The organism is Variovorax sp. Soil_C_17 (assembly GCF_057657265.1).
In genome coordinates this window covers 59,382-82,867 of sequence record NZ_JBDGIT010000014.1, presented here as the reverse complement: position 1 = coordinate 82,867, position 23,486 = coordinate 59,382, and the positions used below count along the sequence as shown (strand labels likewise).

Here is a 23,486-nt window from a genome sequence, read left to right as displayed (position 1 = left end):
AGCAGAACCTGCGCCGCAGCCAGGACTTGTTTCGTGAAGCCAAGCAGAAGGTGAAGACGAAGCGCGAGCAGTCGGGCGCCGTCGCGCGCGACCAGGCGCGTCTGGCCCGGGATGCGCTGCGCGATCCAGCCAAGTCGTACCAGGATCGGTGCACCGAAGCCGATCGCCTCCTGAGTGAAGTGCTCGATACCGCGCCGAAGAGCTTTGCGTCCGAAGTGAGAAAGGCACTGTCCACCGACCACCAACGCGTCAGAGCGTTTCTGGGCGGCTTGCAGCCCCTGGAGTTCGGCGGCCGTGCGCAGGACCGGGGCTTCGAGCAACTGCAGGCGTGGCGTCAGTTGCAGGCGGGAAAGGCATCTGAGCTACCCCGCGAATTTGCAGTACCCGATGTCGGCGCAGCCTGGCACGATCTCGTACACGACGTCGATTCGCGCTTCGGACTGAAGGCGTTTGCGGCGTGCACCATGATGTCGCTGCGCAGGAGCTTGCGAAATGGCCGCGTCTGGATCGATCACTCATTGAGTTACCGCTCACGCGAGCAGATGCTGATCTCCCCAGCCGAGTGGGCACGCGATCGAGACGCCCATCTCGCATTGTTGGGAATGCCGGTAACAGCCGATCCACTACTTGACCCCCTCCTCGACAACCTGGCTGCCGGCGTCGCGGCCGTCGCAGAGGGCTGCGAGAAGGGTTCGTTCGAGATCGATGTCGACGGCATGCTGCATCTGCCGGCGCTAACCGCCCTGCCCGACGAGGGCGAACCGCGCCGCCTGCGCGAGCTCATATACCGAAAGATTGGGGACGTCCAATTCCCCGATCTCCTGCTCGAGATCGATGCCTTGAGCAACTACAGCGAGGCGCTACTGGGCCACCGGGCGGAAACCGTCGCCGAACTGCTGGCCCTGTATGCCGCGGTACTCGCGCATGGCACCGACATCGATGCCAAGAGCGCGGCGGCGATGATCCCCGGACTGGACACGGCGTGGGTGTCCGTCGCGATGCGGGCGCTGGAGACCCACGGGCGATTGCGGCGGGCCAACGAGCGCGTGGTCGAGTTCCAGGGCCGGATACCGATCTCCGCGCATTGGGGTGATGGCGCCAAAGGTTCGGCCGACATGATGTCGCTGGAAGCGACGCGCCATCTGTGGAGCGCACGCACCGATCCGCGCCGGCGCACTTATGCGACTGGCATCTATACCCACGTGCTCGACCGCTGGGGCATCGTCTACGATCAACCCATCGTCCTCAACGAGCGGCAGGCCGGTGTGGCTATCGAAGGAGTCGAGCGGTACAACCGCAGCGAAGACAGAATCCGGCTGTCGCTACTTTCCGTTGATTCGCATGGGTACTCGAACGGGGCCATGTCGGTCGCAAAACTGCTCGGCTTCGACCTGTGCCCTCGCCTTCAGGATCTCCGAGAGCGCAAGCTGTATGTGCCGACGGGCTTCGAGGTGCCCGAAGGCATCGAACGCGCGACGGTCAAGCGTCTGTCTTGCAAAGCTATCCGTGCGGGCTGGGACGACCTGATGCGTGTGGTCGCGTCGATCCGGGCGGGCAGGATCGGTGCCGACGTCGCGCTACGCTTGCTGGGCAGCGCCGCGCAGGGTGATCCCGCGTACAAGGCAGCGGACCATCTGGGTCGCCTGCTGCGCAGCATCTTCTTGTGCGACTACATTGCGATTGCTGACTTCAGGCGCGAGATGCACAAGTTGCTGGACCGCGGCGAATCGGTGCACCAGTTGCAGCGCGCGGTCTACACCGGCAAGGTGGCGCCCGAGCGCGGCCGGCGGCGCGATGAGATGAAAGCGATCTCCGGCTCGCACGCCTTACTGACGAACATCGTACTGGCCTGGAACACCAGCCGGATGAACGACGCGGTCGAGCGCCTGCGCAAGGACGGGATCAATATCGACGACGCCTGGCTGCGGCGCATCGGGCCCGTGCATTTCGGGCACATCAACTTCCGGGGCACCTTCCGGTTCAGGATCGAGATGTATGCGTCGGCGCTACTTCGACCTCGCGCGGCTTTAGCAGCGACTGCGAAAGTGTGACCACGGCTTGAGTTCGTGCGGACCAACAGCATCGGACCCAGCCGAGCTGGACCCATCGGCTCGCGAGGCCAAAGCGTGTCAATCTGCACGAAAAGGCCAACCTTGCGCAGAAACCGGGATACCTAAGTTGTTGTCGGGATTGGGTTTTTAAGAGCCAACCGTATCAATCTGCAGGAAAAGGACGATTACCCCGTTCAGGGCCTGCTGTTCGGCGCCGCGCACGAAGCCGTGACCAGCGAACGCATCGCGACGCTGCAAACCCTGGAACGTTTCCAGAAACAGGATGCTCTCGGCCGAAGCCCACTGATCAGAGCGCTTCGAGAGCCAGTGCGATGCCTTGGCCACCACCGATGCACAGCGTCACCATCCCGCGCTTGAGACCGTCACGACGCATCGAATGCAGCAATCGCGTGGTCAGTACGGCACCCGTGGCGCCGATCGCATGGCCATGGGCGATGGAGCCACCTTCGACGTTGACGATGTCTTCTGGGAGGCTCATCTCGCGCAGACAGGCCAGCGCGATCGCGGCGAAGGCCTCATTGATCTCAATGCGCTCGATGTCGCCGTGCTTCCACCCAGCTCGCTCCAGGGCAAGTTGGACCGCTGGCACGGGTCCGATGCCAAACAGGCCCGGCTCGACCGCAGCCACACCGTGCGAGACCAGTCGAGCCCAAGGCTGCAATCCGTGCTTCTCGGCAAAACCACGCTCCGCGACGATCAGGGCGGCCGCACCGCTGTTGAGTCCGGGCGCGTTGCCGGCGGTGATGCTGCCGTCCTTGCGAAAGGCAGGCTTGAGCTTGGCCAGCGTTTCGATGGTCGTGTCCGGGCGATTGGCTTCGTCGCGATCGAATCGCACGGGCCCCTTGCAGCCAACCAGGTCGACGGCAACGATTTCCTCAGCGAACTTGCCCGCTGCCTGCGCAGCGCTGAAGCGCTGCTGCGAGCGCGCCGCCCAGCGGTCCTGATCTTCACGAGTGATGCGGTATCGGCTCGCCAGATCTTCGGTATGCCAGCCCGAGTGCTGTCCGCTGAAGGCATCGTTGAGACCGTCGCGCAGCAGGCTGTCGAGCATCGCCGCGTCCCCCATGCGATGGCCCCAGCGTCCGCCAGGTACAAGGTACGGGGCTTGGTCCATGCTCTCCATGCCGCCTGCGATCACTGCCCTGGCGTGGCCCGCTGACACCTCCAGCGCAGCACTGGCGATGGCCTGTGCTCCCGATCCGCAGACCCGATTGACGGTCAATGCGGGAACTTGTACCGGGAGGCCGCCGCCAATGGCGGCTTGACGCGCAGGGTTCATCCGGGCGCCCGCCTGGATCACCTGGCCCAGCACCACGGTATCGACAGCCTCGGAAGGCAGCCCCGCACGCCGGAGGGTCTCGCGCACCACCGCCGCACCCAGTACGGTTGCAGGGGTCTCCTTCAGCGCACCGCCAAAGGCACCGATGGGTGTGCGCACAGGCGCACACAGGACAATTTCAGGCTTGCTCATTGAAACTCCTTGTCGTGAGATGGGATGAAGTTGTGCAGCACGGTGGGGCCGCCTTCATGCGTTGACGTCCACCACCGTGCGGCCGCGTACCTGGCCTTGAAGCACCGGCCCCGCAAGGCCAGGCACTTCGGCCAACCCGACAACCTGCGTGGCGCGCGCGAGCTTGCCCAGATCAAGATCGGTGGCCAGACGCGCCCAGGCCTGCAGCCGCACGTCCTGCGGCGCATTGACCGAATCGATGCCTGCCAGCGTCACGTTGCGCAGAATGAAGGGCAACACCGAGCCTGGCAGCTCCGCACCCTGTGCCAGCCCGAAGGCCGCCACCGCGCCGCGGTAGCGGGTCTGCGCCAGGACATTGGCCAGCGTGTGGCTGCCCACCGAGTCGATGGCGCCGGCCCAGCGTTCCTTGCCGATCGGTGCGCCCGGCTCGGACAGCGTGCGTCGGTCGATGATCTCGGTTGCCCCCAGCCCGCGCAGATAGGCCGCCTCGTCCAGCCGTCCGGTCGAGGCGACCACCCGATAACCCAGCTTGGACAGCAAAGCGATGGCGATGGAGCCGGCTCCGCCGCCGGCCCCGGTCACCAGGACCTCGCCCTTGTCCGGCGCCGCCCCCGCATGCTCGAGCGCAAGGACGGACAACATGGCGGTGTATCCCGCCGTGCCGATAGCCATGGCATCTCGCGTCGAGAACACGTCGGGCAACTTGACCAGCCAGTCGCCGCAGACACGTGCCTTCTGCGCGAAGCCGCCATGGTGCGTTTGGCTCAGGCCCCAGCCATTGGCGACCACCCGATCGCCGACGACGAAGCCCGCATGCGTCGATGCTTCGACGACACCGGCGAAGTCGATGCCCGGAATCAAAGGGAACTGGCGCATCACCGGTGCGCGGCCGCTGATCGCCATCGCATCCTTGTAGTTCACCGTCGAATAGTCGATCGCGACGGTGACGTCGCCCGGCATCAGGTTGGCCTCGTCGAAATTCACGAGGTCCGTGGAAACTGCATCGCCCGTCTTGGTGGCCAACAGTGCTTTGAATGTCATCGTCTTTTCCTTGAGTCCTTGGTCATTGAATGTTGCGCCGTCGATCAGCTGCTCGCTCGCAATCGTCGCGTGCGGTAGGTACCCCAGCCGCTGCTCAAGGCCGACCTCAGGAAGGCCGCCAGGCCGCTTTCGCCGGGCCGGGGCTCGGCGCCTTTGGCGATGCGTTTGAGCTGGCGCGTGTACCAGAGCACCTCCATGATTCCCATGCGATCGACCGCCTTCAGGCCGGTCTGGATGGAGCGAACCTTTTGTGAGCTGTCGCGCCCTTGGAGCAAGGCGGCTGGCGCATCGGGGTCGATGGCGAGCAGCCGCGCCAGGCCGACGATGTCCAGCGCGCCGGAGGCCAGGGCGCCCTCCATGCCGGCGGCGCTGCGGAAGCCGCCGGTCACCATCAGCGGCACATCCACCGCTGCACGCACCTTCTCGGCGAAGCTCAGAAAATAGGCCTCCCGCGATGCGGTCGAGGCCTTCAGTGCGCCCCCAGGGCCGGGCTGCGCCCAGCCCACCCCCCGGGGGGGTTGAGGAAGCTTGGGGCGGCCCGGCGCTTCCTCATGCGGCTCGTGGTTGGCGCCGCTCATCGCGGGCGCTTCGTAGGTGCCGCCCGAGATCTCAATCAGGTCGATGCCCGCCTCGGCCAAGGCGCGGATGGTGTCCAGCGACTCCTCTTCGGTGAAGCCGCCGCGCTGGAAGTCGGCCGAATTGAGCTTGATGCCCACCGGGAACCCGGGCCCGACCTGGCGGCGAACCTCGGCATAGACCGCCATCACGAAGCGGCGGCGCTTCTCCGGCGTGCCGCCCCATTCGTCCTCGCGCAGGTTGTGCCGGGGCGAGAGGAACTGGCTGACCAGGTAGCCATGGGCACCGTGGATCTCCACGCCGCTGAAGCCGGCCTTCTTGCACACCGCCGCGCTGCGCCCGAACCGCCGGATCACGTCTTCGATCTCTTCCTGCGTCGCCGCGTGCGGGGTCTCGAAGAAGGCGGCCATGTCCTCCCGGAACGGTACGGCCGAGGGGGCAATGTTGTAGGCGTTGAGCCCCTTGGTCGATTGTTTGCCTGGGTGGTTGAACTGGGGCCAGATCGCGGCACCGCGGCTGGTGGCGGCCTGGGCCCAATGAGTGAGCAGAGCCAGGTCCGACTCGTCTTCGATGGCGACGTTGCCGGGCTCGCCCAGGGCTCGCCGGTCGACCATCACGTTGCCGGTCAGGATCAGGCCCAGGCCCGATGCGGCCCAGCGCTGGTAGAGGGCGACCAGGGCCGGCGTCGGCCGGTTGTCGTAGATGCCGAGCGTCTCGCTCATGGCGGCTTTGGCCAGCCGGTTGCGCAGTACCGTGCCGTTGGGTAATGTCAGGGGTTGGGCCAGCAGGCGGGGGGCGGAAGTGGATGTCCTGGGCATGGAGGTGTCACCTTGTGAGGAGCCGTGAAAGGCCTTGGCCGGCGAGGCGGGCCTGCGTCGGGCCGCGCATTTCAGAACGGGCTGCGGTCCCAGGCCGCGATGACCCTGGACGGCTGCAGGAAAGAAGTCAGGCCCTGGAACCACAGCACTTCGCGGAAGTCGCCGCTGATCATCAGGTCCTTGCTGCCCACACCGCGCAGGAAGGCCGGCTGTGCGTCCTTTGCCGAGAGGATCTGGAAGCCCTTGACCGCAGTCGAAAAGCTCAGCGTGAAGCTGGGATTCGCGGTCAGGCCGGCAAAGGAGCGCACGGCGCCATCCTGGACCACGTAGTAGCGGCCTGCGCCCGAGGCCGTGCGGATCTGGAAGACCAGGTCTTTGGCGCCGACATAGCGCGCGCAATCAGCGTCGCTGCGGATCTTTCGCTGCAGCAACTGGGCGAAGACCCACAGCAGGAATTTGAACTTGAGCATGGCAGGCAATCTTCAAAGAGGTGGGCGGGGGCGCATCGGCACCGGGGCGGCAGCAATTGCCGTCACTCGGCCAGGAACTGCACCGCATGCTGCAGAAAGCGCTGAGGGCACTGGAACTGCGCGGCGTGGCCGGCGTCGGGGTAGATGAACAACTGCGCGTTGGGCAAGTTGCGCGCCATGTAGAACGAGTTGACGGTGGCCACCATCACGTCGTTCACGCCGTTAAGAATGAAGGTGGGCTGCCGGATGCCGCGCAAATAGGCAAAGGGGTCGTCCTCCTGCAGCCTGGGCAGGTAATGCAGGTTCGCCTCGATCTGGGCGCTGGCGACCTCCGGAGAAGACGGCGGGTCCTGGTCCACCCGCCGGTGGCGCCGCTCCCAGAAGTCTCGCGCGGCCTGTTCGGCCTGCGCCGAACGACCAAAGAACAGATAGGCGAAGTCGTCGAGTGAGGGCTCCGGATTGACGGCAGTGGTCAGCACGCGCTGCTCCATCTCCGGGTCGCCGCCGCGCGGCCCGGTGCCCAGAAGCATCAGCTTGCGCACCAACTCGGGATGGCGCCAGGTCAGATCCAGGGCCTGGAAGCCGCCCAGCGAGAAACCCAGTACATCCACCTGGTGCAACCCCAGGGCGCGTATCGCCGCCGCCGCGTCGTCGGCCATGTCCTCGATCCGGGTGTGCGGCGTCCCGGCGGACGAAGCGACACCGCGACCGTTGAACAGGATCACCTCGCGCCCGGCGGCCAGGCCGTCGGTCATGAGGGGGTCCCAGTGGTCCATGCCTCCGCGGTAATGCTGGAGGAAGAACAGCGGCGGCTGATCCGTCGCGGTATTCCCCCAGCGACGGTAGGCGAACCGATCGCCATTCACCTCGACAAAGCGGGTGGGGGCGGTGAGATGGGTGTGGCTCATGGAGGAGTACTCGTGATGGCGGGCTTGTTCTGGCAAGGGCTAGCGGGCCAGAAACTCCAGCGTGCTGCGCACGAAGTCGGCATGGAACTGGAATGCGCCGCCGTGCCCGGCATCGGGGTAGATGATCAGTTGGCTGTTCGGCAGCCGCTTCGCCAGGTCGTGCGTGTTGACCGTCGGCACCATGCGGTCGTTGTCGCCATTGACCACCAGCACCGGCTGCTTGACCACCGAGAGATCGGCCGGGGCCTTCTTCCCCCACACCCGCAGCGCCTCCAGTTGGGCGAAGAACGCGCCGTTCGAGATGTCCTTGTCACGGTTCTCGGTGCGCTCCTGTAGGCGCGCCAGGAAGGCCTTGCCGGCTTCGATGCCGCTGGGTGTGCGCGTGAAGAACAGGAACTGCTTCGCATCCTGGCCCGTGAAGAGGCCGCGGATGATGTCGAGGAAGGTCACCCCTGCCACGGTGCTGATGCCCTCGCCTCCGGCAGGGCCGGTGCCGGCCAGAACCATCTTGCGGACGAGTTGCGGCTCCTTGAGCACGACTTCCTGGGCAACCATGCCGCCCATCGAGAAGCCCAGCAGGTCCACCTGCTGGAAGCCCTTGGCCTTGATGAAGGTGATGGCGTCATCGGCCATCTGTTCGATCGAATTGGCAGGTGAGCCACTGCTGGAGCCAATGCCACGGTTGTTGAACGCAATCACGTGGTGCTTGGCCGCGATGCCGTCAATGATCCGCGGGTCCCAGTTGTCCAAGACGGCGGCCAGATGCACCAGGAACACGACCGGAGTCCCGCCGTGCTGCTGGCCCATCTCTCGGTAGGTGTAGTCCACGCCACCTGCGTTGATGGTCTGGGTCGGCACGGTTTTCCAGGAAAGCTCGGACTTCTGATCCATCGACGGCTGGCTTTGGACCGCGCCAGCTGAGGCTGGCTCCGCCGCTCCCGCCGTGAGCGGGTGCAGGGTCGTTGATAGGGCCAGGCCCAGGGCAAAGGTGCTGAGAAGGTGTTTCATGGTGCGCCTCCGGATCAGGCGTTGAGCGTGGGGTAGTCGGTGTAGCCCTTTGCGCCGGGCGTGTAGAACGTCGCCATGTCCAAGGGGTTGAGCGATGCCTCGGTCTGCATGCGCGCCACCAGATCCGGGTTGGCGATGAACGGCCGGGCAAAGGCGAAAGAGCATGCCGGGCTTTCTAGTTGGGTTGAACAGCGTCGGCTCACCGGGCCTGTGGAAGGTAGACCGGGCGCTGCGCCGTCAGGCCCTGCCTCACCTGCTGGGTGAGCGCATCGGCCAGCACCTCGTCGGCGCCCGCGGCCAGGCCGTCGAGCGCACGCTGCACGATGTCTTCGGCGCTGCTCTTCGCGACCTCGAACCCGCGCGTGAGGTCGGTGTCGACATACGCCATATGCAGGCCCAGCACCTGGGTCTGCTGGCCGGCCAGTTCATGGCGCAACGCGTTGGTCAAGGACCAGGCCGCCGACTTGCTGGCCGAGTAGGCGGCCAGCTCGCCGCCGTTGACCCAGGAAGCCACCGACAGCACGTTGATCAATGCGCCACCGCCATTGGCCTTGAGCACAGGCGCAAAGGCCTTGCTCACGTTCAGCACGCCGAAGAAGTTGGTTTCGAAGATGCGGCGCGCCACCGCTTCGCTGTCGTGCGCGACGAAGCCACCGGGCTGTGCAATGCCGGCGTTGTTGATCACGAGGTTCACGTCGATGGCGATCTGTGCCGCGGCCGCGATCTCCTCGGGTTTGGTGACATCGAGCCGCAGCGCCTGCACGCCCGGCAGGGTGACTGTGGCAGGGTCACGTGCGGCGGCGTAGACCTTGCGGGCGCCGCGCGCGAGCAGTTCACGCGCAAACGCCAGGCCGATGCCGCGGTTGGCACCCGTGACGAGGACGACGGAGTTTTCAATGTTCATGGGAGGCTCAAAGTGGCTGGTTGAGATTTCAAAGGACGATCGCCATGCTTCTGGACGTGCGACGCCGATCAGGCGGGAGAATTCATCGAACCTTGATGACCACCTTGCCCTTGGCGCGGCCGCTTTCGACGTAGGCCAGGGCTTCATTGGTGGATTCGAAGGGGAAGACCTTGTCGATCACCGGGCGGATGGTGCCGGCTTCGATCAGCGACGTGATTTGCTGCAATTGACTTCCATTGGCCTTCATGAACAGGAAGGCGTAGTGGAGCCTGAGGCGCCGGGCCTGGCTGCGAACGCTGAAGCTCAGGGCGCGCATGACCTGCTTGACGAACCACGGGGCTTTGATGTCTTCGGCGAACCGCGGATCGGGGGGCCCGGAAATGGACACGAGGTGGCCGCCGGGCTTGAGCACGCCCAGGGACTTCTTGAGGGTCTGGCCGTCCTGGCTGTTCAGCACGACGTCGTAGTCGCGCAGCTGCGCTTCGAAGGCATCCTTCTTGTAGTCGATGATGACATCCGCGCCCAGGCTCTTCACCAGCGCAGCGTTGCCTGCGCTGGCGGTGGTGGCCACCGTCGCGCCCAGGTGCCTGGCCAGCTGGATCGCAAACGTGCCGACGCCACCGGAGCCCGCCTGGATGAAAACCTTCTGACCCTTCCTGAGCTTCGCGATTTCAACCAGCGCTTGCCATGCTGTCAGACCCACCAGGGGGATGGAGGCTGCTTCCTCCATGGTGAGGTTCCGGGGCTTGATGGCCACCGAGTCTTCCTTGACGGCCACAAACTCGGCGAAGGTCCCGATGCGGAAGTCGTCGGGCCGGGCGTACACCTCGTCGCCCACCTTGAACTGGCGCACGTGCGGGCCGACACGGACCACGATGCCGGCCACGTCGTGCCCGAGAACGAAAGGCGTTCGGTACGGCAGAATGAGCTTGAACTCGCCATTTCGAAGCTTTGAGTCCAGCTGGTTCACCGCTGTGGCGTGAACCTGGATCAGCACCTCGTCTGCACGTAGTTTCGGCTCGGGCACGTCGCCGGCCCGGAGTTGCTCCCGCTTGCCATAGCGATCCACGAGGAAGGCTTTCATGGCTTCTTGTATGGATGCCTCCCGGCTATGAGTAATAACCCGCATCGTGTCGTGAAGAAGTCGGCTGCTGCCTTGTATCCGGCCTGTTGAGTGGAATCTGGGTTGCCCCAGGTACCCACCGGCCCCGATGTAATCCGCTGACGAGCACCTCATCTCCGTGGCGGACTGTTGAAGTCCTGCAAGTCATTCAGGTTTGTCTCGTCTCGGTCTTGACCGTTTCACATCACTTCGCGTGTTGCAACCTCATCGCCTTCAAAGGCTCACATACCCTTTCTCTGGTTGGGTTGATGTTCGGCTACCAGTTCAAGCCGCTTGCGGCCTGGTGCTCTGGTGGCCCCGTTGGTAATCCTGCTGCCGGGCCGTTACCGCCCAGATCGTTCGAGCCATCTTGGCCGCCTGCGCCACGATCACGACGTTGTCCGGGCGCCTGGCCTTGAGTTGTTCAAGCCATTGGCCCGGCTCCTTGGCATTCGCAAGCACCGAGCGCGCGCCGTGGATGAGCAAGGTGCGCAGGTAGGCGTCGCCTCGCTTGGAGATGCCCAGCAGCTTGACCTTGCCGCCCGTGCCGCGCTGCTTGGGCACCAAGCCCAGCCAGGCGCAGAACTCACGCGCCGACTTGAATGCCGTGGCTTCTCCCATCGTGGCGATCGCAGCCGTCGCCGTCAGCAGCCCCACGCCGGGTATCGCAGCTATGCGCTTCATGTGCTCGTCGCCGCGCAGGCGCTGCGCCAGCCGCACTTCGACGGCCTTGATGTCCGCGGCCAGTTGCTTGATGCGCTGCACCTGCTCGCGCAGGCTGTCGGCCACGTACTGCGGGATGTCATTGGCCAGCGATTCCAAGGTGGCCTCGATCTCGCCGAACAGGGCATTCTTGCCCCTGGCGAAGGTCGCCCCAAACTCGTAGAGCAGGCCGCGCAGCGCGTTGATCTGCATGATCTTCATCCGCATGAGCAATTCGCGCTGGCGGTGCAGCACCAGAGTAGCCTGCTGCGCCAGCGTCTTCATGCCCACGAACTTCGTGCCCGGCTGCTGCACTGCCAGCCAGATGGCTCGGGCGTCGGTGGCGTCGGTCTTGTTGCCGGCCACGAAGGGCCGTACGGCCTTGGCATGAATCAGTCGCACGCTGTGGCCCAGCGCCGTCAGCTCGCGTGCCCAATGATGGGCTCCGCCGCAGGCCTCGATGCCGATCAGGCTCGGTGCGCGGTTGGCGAAGTGCCCGAGCACCTTGGTCCGCTTGAGCTGCATGTTGACGATCTCGCCGGTGGCCATGTCCACGGTGTGGAGCTGGAACACGCTCTTGGCGATGTCCAGGCCGACGACCTGCCGCCCGTCGACCAAGCCGATGATTTGTCCTGCACCCTGTGCCGCAATACGATTCATCTCGGACCCTCGATGGTGTTTGTGAAGACCTCGGTCTATCACGCCATGGGCACTTCGATGCCGTATCCATTCGAGGGTCCTCCTTGCCATGCCGGCAAGCCAAGCTCCCAGAACAGTCACGCTGTTCATCTCGGTGCTCCTGCTCTTGCTGTCCCCGTAGGGAGGGAGGCATCCATTACATCTCCCTATTGCCGCCAGATTCAGGAGCACGCTCGGCGGCGCCGGTTATCTGGGTATTTGGCATGATTATCATCATATGTACAGTTAAAGAAACGGCGATGCCGTCACGGCGGCCCTGAGGGCGCCAACCGCTTCAATGCGGCGCTGCACAGCGACTCCGACAACGCAGCATCATCGACGGCGCGGGCCATCATCAGGGTGCCCACCATGGTGGCCACGGTCACCAAGGCGCGTTCATGGGCGCCTGGCTGGCCCCAATCCGGCGACTGACGCGCGACCAGATCGATCATCTCCTTGATGCGGCGTGTCGCCGCCCGACGCACTTCAGGCGCTTGACGGGGCATCTCGGAACCCAGGGCAGCCACGGGGCAGCCTGTCTCAATGCCCGCAAGATGCTCCCTGGAGAGGTAGGCCTGTATTAATGCCTGAAAAGCCTGCTCTGCAGGCGCAGCGGCAACGACACGCAACCCAAAGGCGTTGGACTCGGCGCCTGCGCGGTCCGCCGCCTCGGCCAACATAGCCTCGCGGGAGGCGAAGTGGGCGTAGAAGGCGCCATGCGTCAAGCCCGCCTCCTTCATGATGTCGGCCACACCCGTACCGTCGTAGCCGCTGCGCCGGATGGCGCGTGCAGCAGCCTGCACGATGCGCTCGTGGGACGCCTCCTTGGCGGCGGCTCGGGCATTGACGGGTGACTTTCGCATGACACGCATCATACATAATGCGCGCCGACGGTGCAAGGGCTGAGCGGGAGGACGCCGTCAGTACCCCTCGGCATGAAGCCGAACCAGACTGGGCCTCGGGTCTAGGCCGCAGCCAGGCTCGGAGTCAGAGGGGCCTCCAGGATCGGCAGGTTTACCAGCGCCGCCCCAAGCGCGAGAACGGCGTCCGCCCACCACATCCACAGGCGGCTCCCGCTGTTGACGACGGCGACCCCCCCTCGGGCGCCGGAGAAGCCGCCGATCTGGTGGCTGAGCAGGGTTGGTGGAAACGACTCGGCGGCTGGCCTTTGCCGACGCCGTTCAATCGTCGCGATGGGTTGGAACAACTGCGAGTGGCCTTGGAATGGCTCCAGCGCCGGGAAAGCGCATCGCGGACCGTCTGCAGCATGCTCGCATCGGACAGCAATTCGTCGCTGGAAAGCAGCCAGGAAGTCCTATTGTGCGGTCCATCCTCCGTCCATCGCCAGAGTGACGCCAGTCATGTTGTCGGCAGAAGAACTGACCAGGAAGCGAACTGCGCCAGCCACTTGGTCTGTGGTCGTGAATCGGCAGGTCGGTTCCTTCTCGGAAAGCATCGAGCGGACCACCTCGTCCCGGCCACAGTTCGTTCGCTCCATCCGCAAAGCGATCTGGGCCTCGACCAGCGGCGTCAGAACCCAACCTGGGCAGACGGCGTTGCAGGTGATACCGGCTTTCGCATTCTCCAGCGCAGTGGCCTTGGTCAAGCCCACCACCCCATGCTTCGCTGCGACATAGGCAGCTTTTTCCTGCGAGGCAACGAGACCGTGCACGGAGGCAATGTTGACAATCCGCCCATAGCCCTTCGCCTGCATTGCGGGCAGCGCCGCTCGCGTGGCGTGGAAAACCGCGCTGAGATTGATGGCCAGCACGTCGTCCCAGCTTTCCGTGGGAAAGCTCTCGATCCTGTCGATGTGTTGGATGCCGGCATTGTTGACCAACAGATCCAGGCTTCCGTAGGTTTCCTGAATCCCCTGGACGAGTCTACGTGTCTCTTGCGGATCCCGCATGTCGGAATCGAAATGCCTTACGGGGACCTTCGCGCGTGCGTTCACGGCATCGAGCGCTTCCTGTACTTGAAGCGGGTCCCCCTTTCCGTGTAGCGCCACGATCCATCCATCCTCGGCCAGTGCCTTGGAGATCTCCAATCCGATTCCGCTCGTGGAACCGGTGACCAGCGCCACCCGGCGATTCGATTGCTCTGTCATTTCACTGCTCCGATACCTGCAATATCACGGCGCCTGACCTGTTGCCGGACTCGACAATCTCGTGCGCGCGTGCGCATTCATCGAGAGGAATGACGGCTGAAACCGCCACGTCGAGCGCGCCGCTCGAAAGCAAGTGGTTGATGCGGGCTGCCGCTGAACCCCTTTCCTGGCTCGTCAGGAGATAGACAAGCAGAAGCTCGAGCCGCACCCCCTTGAACATCAAGGTATAGAAGGGCAACTCGGGCTTCTGCGTCTTGGCGGAGCCGTACGCGACAACGGTGCTTCGCTCGGACAGGAGTTCCGCGACGGCCTGGATGTTGGCGCCGAACTCCACTTCGACCACGTGGTCGAGCGATCGGCCGTCCGTGGCGCGAAGCACCTCTTCGACGAGGTGCGCGCTTCTGTAGTCGACGAAAGCATGCGCGCCCAGTCGGAGAATCCGCTCCCTGTCGGCCAGGCTTCCCGAGGCGACCACGAAGGCGCCCGACTGCCTGGCGAACTGGACCGCGAGACTGCCAACCGTGCCTGCGCCTCCACTCACCAGCACGACCTTTCCTTCGACAGGTCCATAGCCTGTGACGGCATGGCAGGCAGTCAGCGCCGGGATGCCCAGTGCCGCTCCGACCTCGAAGGGCACAGCGTCGGGCAAGCGGAAAACCAGCGATTCGTCGATGACGAGGAACTCGGCTGCCGTGCCCCAGGCGCGCCTCCATTGGGCATTGGCGATCCAAACACGGTCACCCGGGGCGAAGCGGCTCGACGGCCCGCCGAGCTTCTCGATAATCCCGGCGCCGTCGCTGTGCGGAATGATCTGCGGGAAGGCCATGGAACTCTTGCCGCCGCGCAGGCCTGCACGGGCCTTGACGTCGGAGGGATTGACACCCGATGCGCAAAGCCGCACCAAGACTTCGCCGGGCCCCGGCGTGGGCGTCTGCCTCTCGCCGTACTGCAAGACCGCGCGTGCTGGCCCTACGTTTTCATACCACACTGCTTTCATCGTGTCAGCACCTCAAATTTGCCGTGCGGGAGCAACGGTTGCGAAGTTGGAACCGAAGCCAATGCGCCGGAAGTGCGCGCGCTCGCACCATCCCTGCAGGATGATCCTGTCTCCGTCTTCCACGAAGCTGCGCACCTCGCCATTGCCCAGGTCGACGGGCTTGCGGCCCGCCAGGCTCAATTCGATGAGAGAGCCGGCGTTCTCGGGCTGCGGGTCCGATATCGTGCCTGTGCCCAGCAAATCACCCACCCGGAGGTTGCATCCGCCTGCGGTGTGGTGGGTGACCATCTGGGCGATCGTCCAGTACTGGTGCGCGAAGTTGGTCGTGCACAACAAGCGCGGGTCGGATCCGGACGCCCGCATTGCCTCGGTCTCGATCGACACGTTCAGATGAATGTCCAGTGCGCCTCGATCCCTGTTCGCGGCGCTGTCGAGATAGGGAAGTGGCGCAGGGCCGTCGATGACCTTCTTCACAGGCGCCCTGAAGGGCGCGAGCGCTTCCAGCGTCACGATCCATGGCGACAGGGTGGTGGCAAAATTCTTTGCTTGGAACGGCCCCAACGGAGTCATTTCCCAAGCCTGGATGTCGCGCGCCGACCAGTCGTTGAGCAGGCAGATTCCGAACACGCTGTTCTCGGCCTCGGCAATGGCGACAGGTTGTCCCTGGGCATTTTCCCGGCCGATGAAGACACCCAGTTCGAGTTCGAAGTCCAGGCGCCGAGTCGGACGATACACGGGCGTCCCCGAGGTCTCATCGAGAACTTGACCGTGGGGCCTGAGGAACTGCTGACCCGTCATCCCGATCGAGGATGCGCGGCCATGGTAGGCCATGGGCAACCACTGGAAGGCGCGTGCAAGCTTGTAGTCGGGATCCAGCAGTCGCCCGCCATTGATCGCGTGATGGATCGAGGTGAAGTAGTCGGTGTAGTCGCCGATTGCGACCGGCACCGCATGCTCCACTGCCGTCTGCGGTACGAGGCACTTGCGAACGGCGTCAACGGTCTGCAGCGTGGCGTCGGCCTTCAGAAGATCGAACGCGGCATATCGAAGCGCCTGCCATGCCGAAGCCCCCATCGCCATGAAGCGGTTGAGCGTCGCGTCCAGGCACGCGCCTGCGGCTTGCAGCGCCAGCCCGTCGAGGCGTCCGCTGGCATGCAGCAGTCCGAGGTCCAGCACACAATCGCCGATCGCGATACCCGCGCGGAACGGCTCCTGCCTGTTGGTCCGGAAAACGCCGTACGGAAGGTTCTGGATCGGGAAATCGCAAGGCGTCTCGTTTGCGGCAGCCACCCAGCTTCTGGCCTCGGGATCGTGGGTCCGGTTCAGCGCGACCATGGCGTTCAATCGAAAGCTCCCGTTGCGCTGCGCCGGGAGCGCAGGATTCCGCTGGCCCGCAAGCTGTCGATGTCTGCGGAGTTCCATCCCAGTTCCTGAAGGACGTCCTCGTTGCTCTCACCCTGGAAATAGGGCAGGCCTGGCGCCGGAAGCACGGCATCGCCGAAGCGCCAGGGTGCGCCGGGCATGCGCAGCTTGCCCCCACTGCGGGCATCGACTTCGACCACGGCGCCCCAATGGGCGGCCCATTCGGATTCGGCGAGTTCAGCGGCGGTACGCACCACGCCAATGGCCAGGCCGGCCTCGCTCACCTGGGCCTGCAGTTCATCGAGGTCGCAGAAGGTCAGGACCCAGGCACGCACCTCCTCCAGCAGCGGCTTGAGGTTCTGGGCCCGCAGTTCAGGGGTGGCGTACTCCGGCCGCTTGAGAAGGTCGGTTCGCCGCATCATGGCGCAGTAGCTCAGGAACGTCGGCGTGAACACGGGGCTCGACGCGATGGTCAGCTTTCGTCCGTCAGGAAGCTCGAAGATCGGGGACTCGGGCGCGCCCAGCGCATACGGTTCGCCGCCCGTGTCGAGGCCGGACATCTGGGCACCGGCGCGCTCGTTCGCCGACAGCATCGTGGCGGCCATGGACACGTCCACGTGCTGGCCGCGGCCGGTGCGCTCCCTGTGCTGCAGGCCCGCCAGCACCGCGATCACGCCCTGCAGGCCGGTGTACACATCGGCGTGGCTGCACGAGTCGTTGCGAACCTCGGCAAGCGCGGCGCCGTAGTGGTCGACGTTGATGGCGGTGAGGCCCGTTTCCGCCTGAACCGTCGGCGCGAAGGCAGGACGGTTGCGCCAGGGGCCGGTTTGCCCGTAGCCGCTCATCGATACGTACACCGCCCTCGGATTCATCTGCGAGACGTCGTCGAAGCCGAGACCGAAGCGTGCCAGCGTGCCCGGCCGGAAGTTCTCGACGATGACGTCGGCGGACCGGCACAGCTCCTTGACGACTTCGCGCGCTTCGGGATAGTTCAGGTCCAGGCTGATGTTGCGCTTGCCTGCGTTCTGCTGAACGTAGTACAGGGACATGTTGTCAACGTAGGGAACTCCTGCACGACCCACATCACCGGCGGGAGGTTCGATCTTGATGACGTCTGCGCCCAGGTCGCGCAGTGTCTTTGTGCAGTGGGGGCCGGCCAGCACCCGCGTGAAATCGATGACGCGGATGCCAGAGAGGGGTGCACTCATCTCAGTTCCCCTCGAACGTTGCAGTGGCAGGGCGGCCGTCGCGGGCGAACGCGGCAAGGCCTCGCCGTTGGTCTTCGGACTGCCACATCCACTCGTTGGCCTCATACTGCCTGGCGTCGGCCGCCTTGCTCCCTCCCCGCGCGGAGAGATCCGCCAGGAGCTTGATGCCGCGATAGGCGACGGTCGGCCCAGCGGCCAGTTGCCGCGCCCACGACATCGATACCGTGGCAAGTTCCTGCTCGGGCGTCACGAGGTTGATGGCGCCCCATCGCTCCATGGCCTTCGGATCGTGGCGACGTCCGAACATCGCCAGTTCCTTGGCGCGCGCGGGGCCGACGCGTTGCGCGATGCGCTGCACCCCGCCCAGCAGCGGCAGCAAGCCCAGGGAAGCTTCCGCCATGGCGAAAGTCGCGGTGTCGGCTGCGATGACCATGTCGCACATGAGGGCCAGTTCCAGTCCACCTCCAAGTGCCGCGCCCTGGACCGCGGCCACGATGGGCAACGGAATGTCCTCGAACTTCGCCCACAGCGCCCGGAGCGCCTCATCGCTCGGCCTCTCCTCATAGATGACGTTCAGATCGGCGCCCGCGCAGAAATGGCGCATGGAGCTGCGCAGCAGAATCGATCTGCAGCCGCTGTCCACTGCCTTTTGGAGCGCTTTACCCAATTCGGCGAGCGACGCCATGTCCATGAGGTTGTGAGGAGGCTTGCACATGGTGACGACGCCGACAGCGCCGTCTTGCTCGAAAGTAACGGTGTTCATGGTGTGGGATGGGTGGGGTTGCTGGTAAGGAGATCAGTTGCTCTCGAAGCGCACGGCCTTGGACGCAGCCTCTACCTTCTTGATCTCGGCCGCGAAGAATTCCTCGGTCTGCTTGACGTCCCTCGGATCAAAGACAGTGGCGCCGACAGTGACTTGTCGGCCACGCCATTCCGGGGACGCAGTGTGCGAGCCGAGCACCTTGCTCAGTCGCTGGATCACGGCGTCCGGAACCTGCTTCGATGCAAATACGCCCGACCAGATGGTGTAGACGAAGTCCTTCACCGCAGCGCTCTCGTTGACGGTCGGAACGTCGGGCAGTTGGGCACTGCGAGTGCTGGCTGCGATGGCAATGGGCTTGACATGGCCGGCCTGGATGAACCCGAGCAAGGGGCCGGCCAGCGGATAGAAGGTCAGGTCCACGTTCCCGCTGGTCAGGTCAGGCAGGACGGGGGCGGCGCCCCGGTACGGGACTTGGAGCAGATGGATGCCGGACCGGGCGGCGAAGTCGGCACCCGCGACATGGGTGATGGAGCCGTTCCCCCAATGGCCGATCGACAGTGTCTTGCCCGGGTTAGCCTTCACATATCGAACGAGGTCGTCGACGTTCTTGAACGCATGCTTGGGACTGCTGATGAGCACCAGTTCCGATTGCTGCGTGATGGCGACGGCACGGAAGTCATCCGGCTTGAACCGAGCGGCGGGAACGATCTTCGGCGCGAGGATCAGGTCGCTCGCCACGATGCCCAACAAGGTGTGGCCGTCCGGAGCCGCCTGTAGAACACTCATCGCGGCGATGGAGCCGTTCGCGCCACTGACATTCTCGACTACCGCCGGCTGGCCGAGTTGTTGAGGCAGCGACGGTGTGTAATCGCGAATGGCAACGTCGGCGGGACCTCCTGCCGGGTACGCCACCTTGATGACAACGGGCTTGGTCGGAAAGGTCTGGGCGTGTCCCGCAAGTGGCAAGAGCAAAGCAAGGGCCGGAACAATGAACTTCATCAATCCCTGACGCCGAGTGAACATGCTGGTTTCCTTGTGGTAATCACTGTTAACCTCAAGTCTACAATCGGACTTGCGTCTGGTGATCAGTGTTTACCCTTGAAGGACTAGCGTACGCGTACGCGTACCGGCAGCCACTGGCGGTCACGCCCGATTCAGTGCTGTGTGTCGGGGAGCAAACTGGTTCGGCTCAAGCTGTGGAGGCCGGCGCAGCATGTCGGCGTCTGCTCTCTGCAAAACCAGTTAACCTGACAGCATTCACAACATGCGACGTAGGCTTGAGATGACCGGCAGCAAGAGAAGTACAGCAAGAGCAAACAGCAATGGCGAGATGGGTCTGCGCGAGGCACTCGTTGTCGAAGGCCGCAAGATGTTCGAGGAAGAGGGCGCCAAGGAGATGAGCTTGCGAGCCCTGGCCCGCCGGCTCGGTGTCTCCGAAGCTGCGCCTTTCAAGCACTTCTCCGGAAAGGAGGAGTTGCTTGCTGCCATTGCGAGCAGCGGCTTCCACGAACTGCGGGACAAGCGGCGAAAGATCGCGGCGCGCGAGAAGAATGCCTTCGCGCGGTCGCGGGCCATGATGCACAGCTACATCAAGTACGCGGTGTCCCACGAGGGATTGTTCAACCTGATGATTGGGCCACGACTTGCCGAATTCCGGGACGGGGAGTCCGGAGACAGCGAATTCGGAGCGGCCGGGCTTGAATCGTTCAATTTGTTCTCGCATGCCATTCAATCGCTGGCAGTCGAGCATGGCTGGCCGAAGGAGTCGTTGGAGTTGTTGGCTCACACGGCCTGGGGGCTGGAGCACGGCATTGCGGCGCTGCTGCTGGCGGGCGTCGTACCGCACAAGGAAAGCTCACTCAACGTCGACGAGCTTGTCCGGTTTGCGATTGATCTTCTGCTCCGCGCTATCGAGGCCGGTCCGCCGGAGGCATGAATCCGATGTGTCGCGGAAGCTGATCACCACGTTTCGGAAGGGAGGCGGAGATCTCCAGTGGCGGCGATGTCCGCCCGGTCCTCGCCGCTCCCTCATGGCCTGTGTTGCTGTCGTCTCAAGCGCCCTGGGTGTTTTAAAGGGCGCCCGATCGATGTGGCTCAAATGCAAGACGCCACCGGGAGGTGCTCCCCGAGTAGGGGGGGTTGGTAGCCTCTAGCCAAATCAGTCCGCGCTTCGGCCGTTACTGCGGCAACAGGTTGACCTGCTTGGCCAGCTCGCCATATTTCCGAATCTCTGCGCTGTAGAAGTCGTCGGTTTCCTTGCTGGACAGAGTGAGTGCGCGGACGCCGATGTCTGCAGCGAACTTCTGATACTCGGGGCTCCGCACGGCCTCGGTCACAGCCTCGCGCAGGCGCTGAACGACCGGCTCCGGCGTAGCACGTGGCACCAACAGTCCGACCCACAGCGCGTGCAGGATTGGCCGCGCGGGATGCAGCTCTGACAACGTTGGAACATCCGGCAACACCGGGTTGCGTTTGGTGCCCGCGATGCCCAGCGCAATGATTTTCTTCTGCTGCACCATGGCGATGGTGTTGGGACCAACCGCCACGAAACCGATATCAACGTGCCCGCCAATCAGATCCTGCAGGATGGGCGCGGTGCCCTTGTATGGCACACCCGTCCCCTTCAGTCCAGTCACGGCCATGAGCTCTTCGGCAGCCAAGTGGAAAGTCGAGCCCACCCCGGTATTCGAGACGGACAATCCGTTCGGCAGGCTCTTGCTGTATTCCACCAGCTCGCCGATCGTGCGTGCCGATAGCGTAGGCCGTGCAACCAGCAGCAGCTCACCGATGGCCAGGGGCGCCACCAAGCGGAACTGATCGGCTTTGTATTGAGCGGCCGCCATTGCCAGCGGCGCCAGAATGAGATCGTTGGTCTGCCCTAGCAGCTGGTAGCCGTCGGCCGAAGCTTTCACCATATTGAGCGTCGCCACCGTACCGCCCGCTCCGGCCAGATTGTCGACAACGACCGATTGACCCAGTGAGGCCTGAATCTTGGCAGTTGCCTGCCGCACAACTACGTCTGCCGGGCCACCGGCGGGATATGCCACCCGGATCGTGACCGGCTTGCTGGGAAAGGCCTGACTCCAGGAACTGCTGCTCATCGCGGCAATGCCGATAGCCATGGCCAGAACTACGAACGGTCTGATATTGCTCATACTCAATTTCCTTCTTGGTACTTACTCGCCGTCCCGACGCGGGCAGGCGTAGTCATGGCTTCCCCTGCTTCTATCGCTGGGCGTCGCATGTGGCGCATGCAAACCACCTGCAAGGCTGCTGCGCCTCTACTCAACTCCGATAAGTCGGGTCGAGGCGATCCAACTTGCGCAGCAACGCCGGCCAGAGAAGCGCAGCGCCCTGGCCCGCCGTCTGGGTATGCACTGCCTCGGCAACGCCAGCGAGGACCTCGGGGCCGACGGTGATCACTTCACCCGCGGACTGAGCGGAAATCTGGATCTGGCATGCTGTCTCGAAGACATACATGGAAAGAAACGCGTCCGGCACGGTCGGCCCAACAGTCAGCAGGCCATGGTTGCGCAATACCAGGTAGTTGGCCCGACCGAGGTCTGCTTGCATTCGCGGCTTCTCTTCGTCACGGACGGCAATTCCCTCGTAGTCATGGTAGGCAATCGAGTCGAGAACGACGGTGGCCTGCTGCGACAGGGGCAGCAAGCCGCACTTCAACGCAGCGACCGCTGCCCCGGCTCGGGTGTGGGTATGCAGCACGCACCCTGCGTCTTCCCGGACGGCATGAATGGCGCTGTGGATGACGAAGCCCGCACGGTTCACTGGGAAGGGCGAGTCTTGCAACTTGGTGCCGTCCTGGTCGACCAGGACCAGTGACGACGCGGTGATCTCTTCGAACAGGAAACCGTAGGGATTGATGAGGAAGCGGTGCCCCGGCCCGGGCACGCGAGCGCTGATGTGGGTGAAAACGAGGTCTGTCCAGCCGTGCAGTGCGATGAGCCGGTAGCACGCCGCCAGATCGCAGCGGAGCTGCCATTCCTCGGCGCCGACGCTTTCTTTCATAGAGGGAATCTTCATGGTCGTCTCCCGTTCATGAATCTTGCCAGAGTGAGGTGATCACCGTTAACTAACGCCGAAGGATAAGCGGCAAACGAGAGCACGTTATCAGTGTTAACCCCAAGGCGGCGATTTGGCGCGTTGGGGTACGGTCCAAGAAAGCCCTTAACCGACCACCATCCAGGAGAACCCCCCGCATGCGCGTCCTCATTCTCGGTGCCGGAGGCATCGGCGGCTACTTTGGAGCGCGCCTGCTTCGCAGCGGCGCGGACGTCACGTTCCTGGTGCGCCCTGTCCGCCAGCGCCTGCTAGCGCAGCATGGGCTGCGCGTGGAAACCCCGCGTGACCATTTCACAGTGCAGCCGCGCACCGTTACCGCCGACTCGCTGGGCCGCAGCTCGACGGCCTATGACCTGGTCCTGCTCAGTCCCAAGGCTTACGACCTTGACGACGCACTCGGCTCGCTTGCGGGCTTGCGCGGCGCGCCTGTGCTGCTCCCATTTCTCAACGGACTGGACCACATGGATGTTCTGGATGCGCGCTACGGACGCGCGCGAGTGATGGGCGGCGTGGCGCACATCGCGGCGACCCTGACACCTGAAGGTGTCGTGCGCCAACTCAACGACATCCACATGCTCACGATCGGAGCTCGCCATCCGGCCCAGGAAGATCTGGTGCACGCCTTCGTGGCCATGTGCGAGCCCGCAGGGTTTGATTGCGCGGCAGTCGCGGACATCACACAGGTGTTGTGGGACAAATGGGCGTTCTTGGCGACGCTGGCAGCGATGACCACGGTGACACGGGGATCTGTCGGCGAGATTCTGGCCACGCCGGACGGCGAGCACCTGGTTCGAGCGGCGTTCGACTCCTGCTGCGCCGTCGCCGCCGCCTCTGGGTATCGAATCGGCGAACCCGAGCGTCAGCGCGCACTGGCCCTGCTGACGCAACAGGGCTCCAGCTTCACGGCCTCGATGCTGCGCGACCTGCTGGCGGGCCAGCGCACGGAACACGAGCACATCCTCGGCGCGCTGGTCACGCGAGGCGACGCGCTGGGCGCCGACGTCGAGCTGCTGCGGCTGGCCAACGCGCACTTGCGTGTGCAGGCGGCCCAGCAGGGCGCTGGCCAACCTGCGTAGGTCGCATAGCGTCTGGCTCCGAAGGGGCGCCCGACGACCTCCTCAAGCCACCGCAGCCATCGGCGCGTGATTGCCCCTCTGCATTGATCTTACGTGCAGCAAGAAGGCAACGAGTGCGCGGCTCGTTCTGGTCGGCAAGCAAA

General features: G+C 64.4%; 22 protein-coding genes and 1 pseudogene. 3 read left to right on the top strand and 20 right to left on the bottom strand.

The genetic code is table 11. From position 1 onward, the window contains the following. The coding region (locus AC3A6Y_RS32145) for a Tn3 family transposase (RefSeq protein ID WP_487872273.1) at window positions 1–2,051 on the top strand (2,051 nt) is incomplete at its 5' end. A gap of 147 nt (window positions 2,052–2,198) precedes the next feature. On the opposite strand, the gene AC3A6Y_RS32140 is transcribed toward AC3A6Y_RS32145, so the two are convergent. The 18 genes and pseudogenes from AC3A6Y_RS32140 to AC3A6Y_RS32055 form a co-directional block, all read right to left on the bottom strand. Beyond that, the gene (locus AC3A6Y_RS32140) at window positions 2,199–2,396 is read right to left on the bottom strand and encodes a hypothetical protein (protein ID WP_487872272.1); all 198 of its coding nucleotides are present in this window, start codon (window positions 2,394–2,396) and stop codon (window positions 2,199–2,201) included. Further along, window positions 2,359–3,543 carry a thiolase family protein gene (locus AC3A6Y_RS32135; protein WP_487872271.1) on the bottom strand — a complete coding sequence of 395 codons (1,185 nt, stop codon included), beginning with the start codon at window positions 3,541–3,543 and terminating at the stop codon, window positions 2,359–2,361. The genes AC3A6Y_RS32140 and AC3A6Y_RS32135 overlap by 38 nt, the downstream gene beginning before the upstream one ends. A gap of 54 nt (window positions 3,544–3,597) precedes the next feature. Then, the gene (acuI, locus tag AC3A6Y_RS32130; protein WP_487872270.1) at window positions 3,598–4,584 is read right to left on the bottom strand and encodes an acrylyl-CoA reductase (NADPH); all 987 of its coding nucleotides are present in this window, start codon (window positions 4,582–4,584) and stop codon (window positions 3,598–3,600) included. Between the two features lie 44 nt (window positions 4,585–4,628). Then, window positions 4,629–5,978: an NADH:flavin oxidoreductase/NADH oxidase family protein gene (locus AC3A6Y_RS32125; protein ID WP_487872269.1), complete on the bottom strand. Its 1,350-nt coding sequence runs from the start codon at window positions 5,976–5,978 to the stop codon at window positions 4,629–4,631. A 71-nt stretch (window positions 5,979–6,049) separates the two neighbouring features. Beyond that, window positions 6,050–6,448, bottom strand: coding sequence for a helicase (locus tag AC3A6Y_RS32120; RefSeq protein ID WP_487872268.1), 399 nt, complete (start codon window positions 6,446–6,448; stop codon window positions 6,050–6,052). A gap of 62 nt (window positions 6,449–6,510) precedes the next feature. After that, complete coding sequence (locus AC3A6Y_RS32115) at window positions 6,511–7,356, bottom strand: alpha/beta fold hydrolase (protein WP_487872267.1); 846 nt, start codon at window positions 7,354–7,356, stop codon at window positions 6,511–6,513. 39 nt (window positions 7,357–7,395) lie between these two features. Next, on the bottom strand, window positions 7,396–8,247 hold the full coding sequence (locus AC3A6Y_RS32110; RefSeq protein ID WP_487872276.1) for an alpha/beta fold hydrolase: 852 nt from the start codon (window positions 8,245–8,247) through the stop codon (window positions 7,396–7,398). Window positions 8,248–8,378: 131 nt separating this feature from the next. Continuing rightward, window positions 8,379–8,519: pseudogene (locus AC3A6Y_RS32105) on the bottom strand (alkene reductase); the annotation flags it as partial. 44 nt (window positions 8,520–8,563) lie between these two features. After that, window positions 8,564–9,268, bottom strand: coding sequence for an SDR family oxidoreductase (locus AC3A6Y_RS32100; protein ID WP_487872266.1), 705 nt, complete (start codon window positions 9,266–9,268; stop codon window positions 8,564–8,566). Between the two features lie 82 nt (window positions 9,269–9,350). Further along, window positions 9,351–10,352 carry an NADP-dependent oxidoreductase gene (locus AC3A6Y_RS32095; RefSeq protein ID WP_487872265.1) on the bottom strand — a complete coding sequence of 334 codons (1,002 nt, stop codon included), beginning with the start codon at window positions 10,350–10,352 and terminating at the stop codon, window positions 9,351–9,353. Window positions 10,353–10,655: 303 nt separating this feature from the next. After that, window positions 10,656–11,732: an IS110 family RNA-guided transposase gene (locus AC3A6Y_RS32090; protein ID WP_487872264.1), complete on the bottom strand. Its 1,077-nt coding sequence runs from the start codon at window positions 11,730–11,732 to the stop codon at window positions 10,656–10,658. Window positions 11,733–12,016: 284 nt separating this feature from the next. Beyond that, entirely contained in the window at window positions 12,017–12,625 is a 609-nt protein-coding gene (locus AC3A6Y_RS32085; protein WP_487872263.1) for a TetR/AcrR family transcriptional regulator, read from the bottom strand. Between the two features lie 440 nt (window positions 12,626–13,065). Further along, window positions 13,066–13,857, bottom strand: coding sequence for a 3-hydroxybutyrate dehydrogenase (locus tag AC3A6Y_RS32080; protein ID WP_487872262.1), 792 nt, complete (start codon window positions 13,855–13,857; stop codon window positions 13,066–13,068). A 1-nt stretch (window position 13,858) separates the two neighbouring features. Then, window positions 13,859–14,854, bottom strand: a complete 996-nt coding sequence (locus tag AC3A6Y_RS32075) for an NADPH:quinone reductase (RefSeq protein ID WP_487872261.1) — start codon at window positions 14,852–14,854, stop codon at window positions 13,859–13,861. Window positions 14,855–14,866: 12 nt separating this feature from the next. Next, window positions 14,867–16,189: a fumarylacetoacetase gene (gene fahA / locus AC3A6Y_RS32070; protein ID WP_487872275.1), complete on the bottom strand. Its 1,323-nt coding sequence runs from the start codon at window positions 16,187–16,189 to the stop codon at window positions 14,867–14,869. A 5-nt stretch (window positions 16,190–16,194) separates the two neighbouring features. Next, window positions 16,195–17,424, bottom strand: a complete 1,230-nt coding sequence (locus AC3A6Y_RS32065; RefSeq protein ID WP_487872260.1) for a CaiB/BaiF CoA transferase family protein — start codon at window positions 17,422–17,424, stop codon at window positions 16,195–16,197. A 1-nt stretch (window position 17,425) separates the two neighbouring features. Continuing rightward, entirely contained in the window at window positions 17,426–18,187 is a 762-nt protein-coding gene (locus AC3A6Y_RS32060; protein WP_487872259.1) for an enoyl-CoA hydratase/isomerase family protein, read from the bottom strand. Between the two features lie 33 nt (window positions 18,188–18,220). After that, entirely contained in the window at window positions 18,221–19,210 is a 990-nt protein-coding gene (locus AC3A6Y_RS32055; protein ID WP_487872258.1) for a tripartite tricarboxylate transporter substrate binding protein, read from the bottom strand. A gap of 259 nt (window positions 19,211–19,469) precedes the next feature. Between AC3A6Y_RS32055 and AC3A6Y_RS32050 the strand changes: the two genes are divergently transcribed. Continuing rightward, the gene (locus AC3A6Y_RS32050; RefSeq protein ID WP_487872257.1) at window positions 19,470–20,123 is read left to right on the top strand and encodes a TetR/AcrR family transcriptional regulator; all 654 of its coding nucleotides are present in this window, start codon (window positions 19,470–19,472) and stop codon (window positions 20,121–20,123) included. Between the two features lie 241 nt (window positions 20,124–20,364). Here the strand turns inward: AC3A6Y_RS32050 and AC3A6Y_RS32045 are convergent, their stop codons facing one another. Together AC3A6Y_RS32045 and AC3A6Y_RS32040 are read right to left on the bottom strand one after the other, a co-directional pair. Further along, the gene (locus AC3A6Y_RS32045) at window positions 20,365–21,342 is read right to left on the bottom strand and encodes a Bug family tripartite tricarboxylate transporter substrate binding protein (protein WP_487872256.1); all 978 of its coding nucleotides are present in this window, start codon (window positions 21,340–21,342) and stop codon (window positions 20,365–20,367) included. A 130-nt stretch (window positions 21,343–21,472) separates the two neighbouring features. Further along, window positions 21,473–22,228: a class II aldolase/adducin family protein gene (locus tag AC3A6Y_RS32040; protein ID WP_487872255.1), complete on the bottom strand. Its 756-nt coding sequence runs from the start codon at window positions 22,226–22,228 to the stop codon at window positions 21,473–21,475. Window positions 22,229–22,404: 176 nt separating this feature from the next. On the opposite strand from AC3A6Y_RS32040, the gene AC3A6Y_RS32035 reads away from it, so the two are divergent. Then, window positions 22,405–23,343: a 2-dehydropantoate 2-reductase gene (locus tag AC3A6Y_RS32035; RefSeq protein ID WP_487872254.1), complete on the top strand. Its 939-nt coding sequence runs from the start codon at window positions 22,405–22,407 to the stop codon at window positions 23,341–23,343. The last annotated feature ends 143 nt before the right edge of the window (window positions 23,344–23,486 follow it).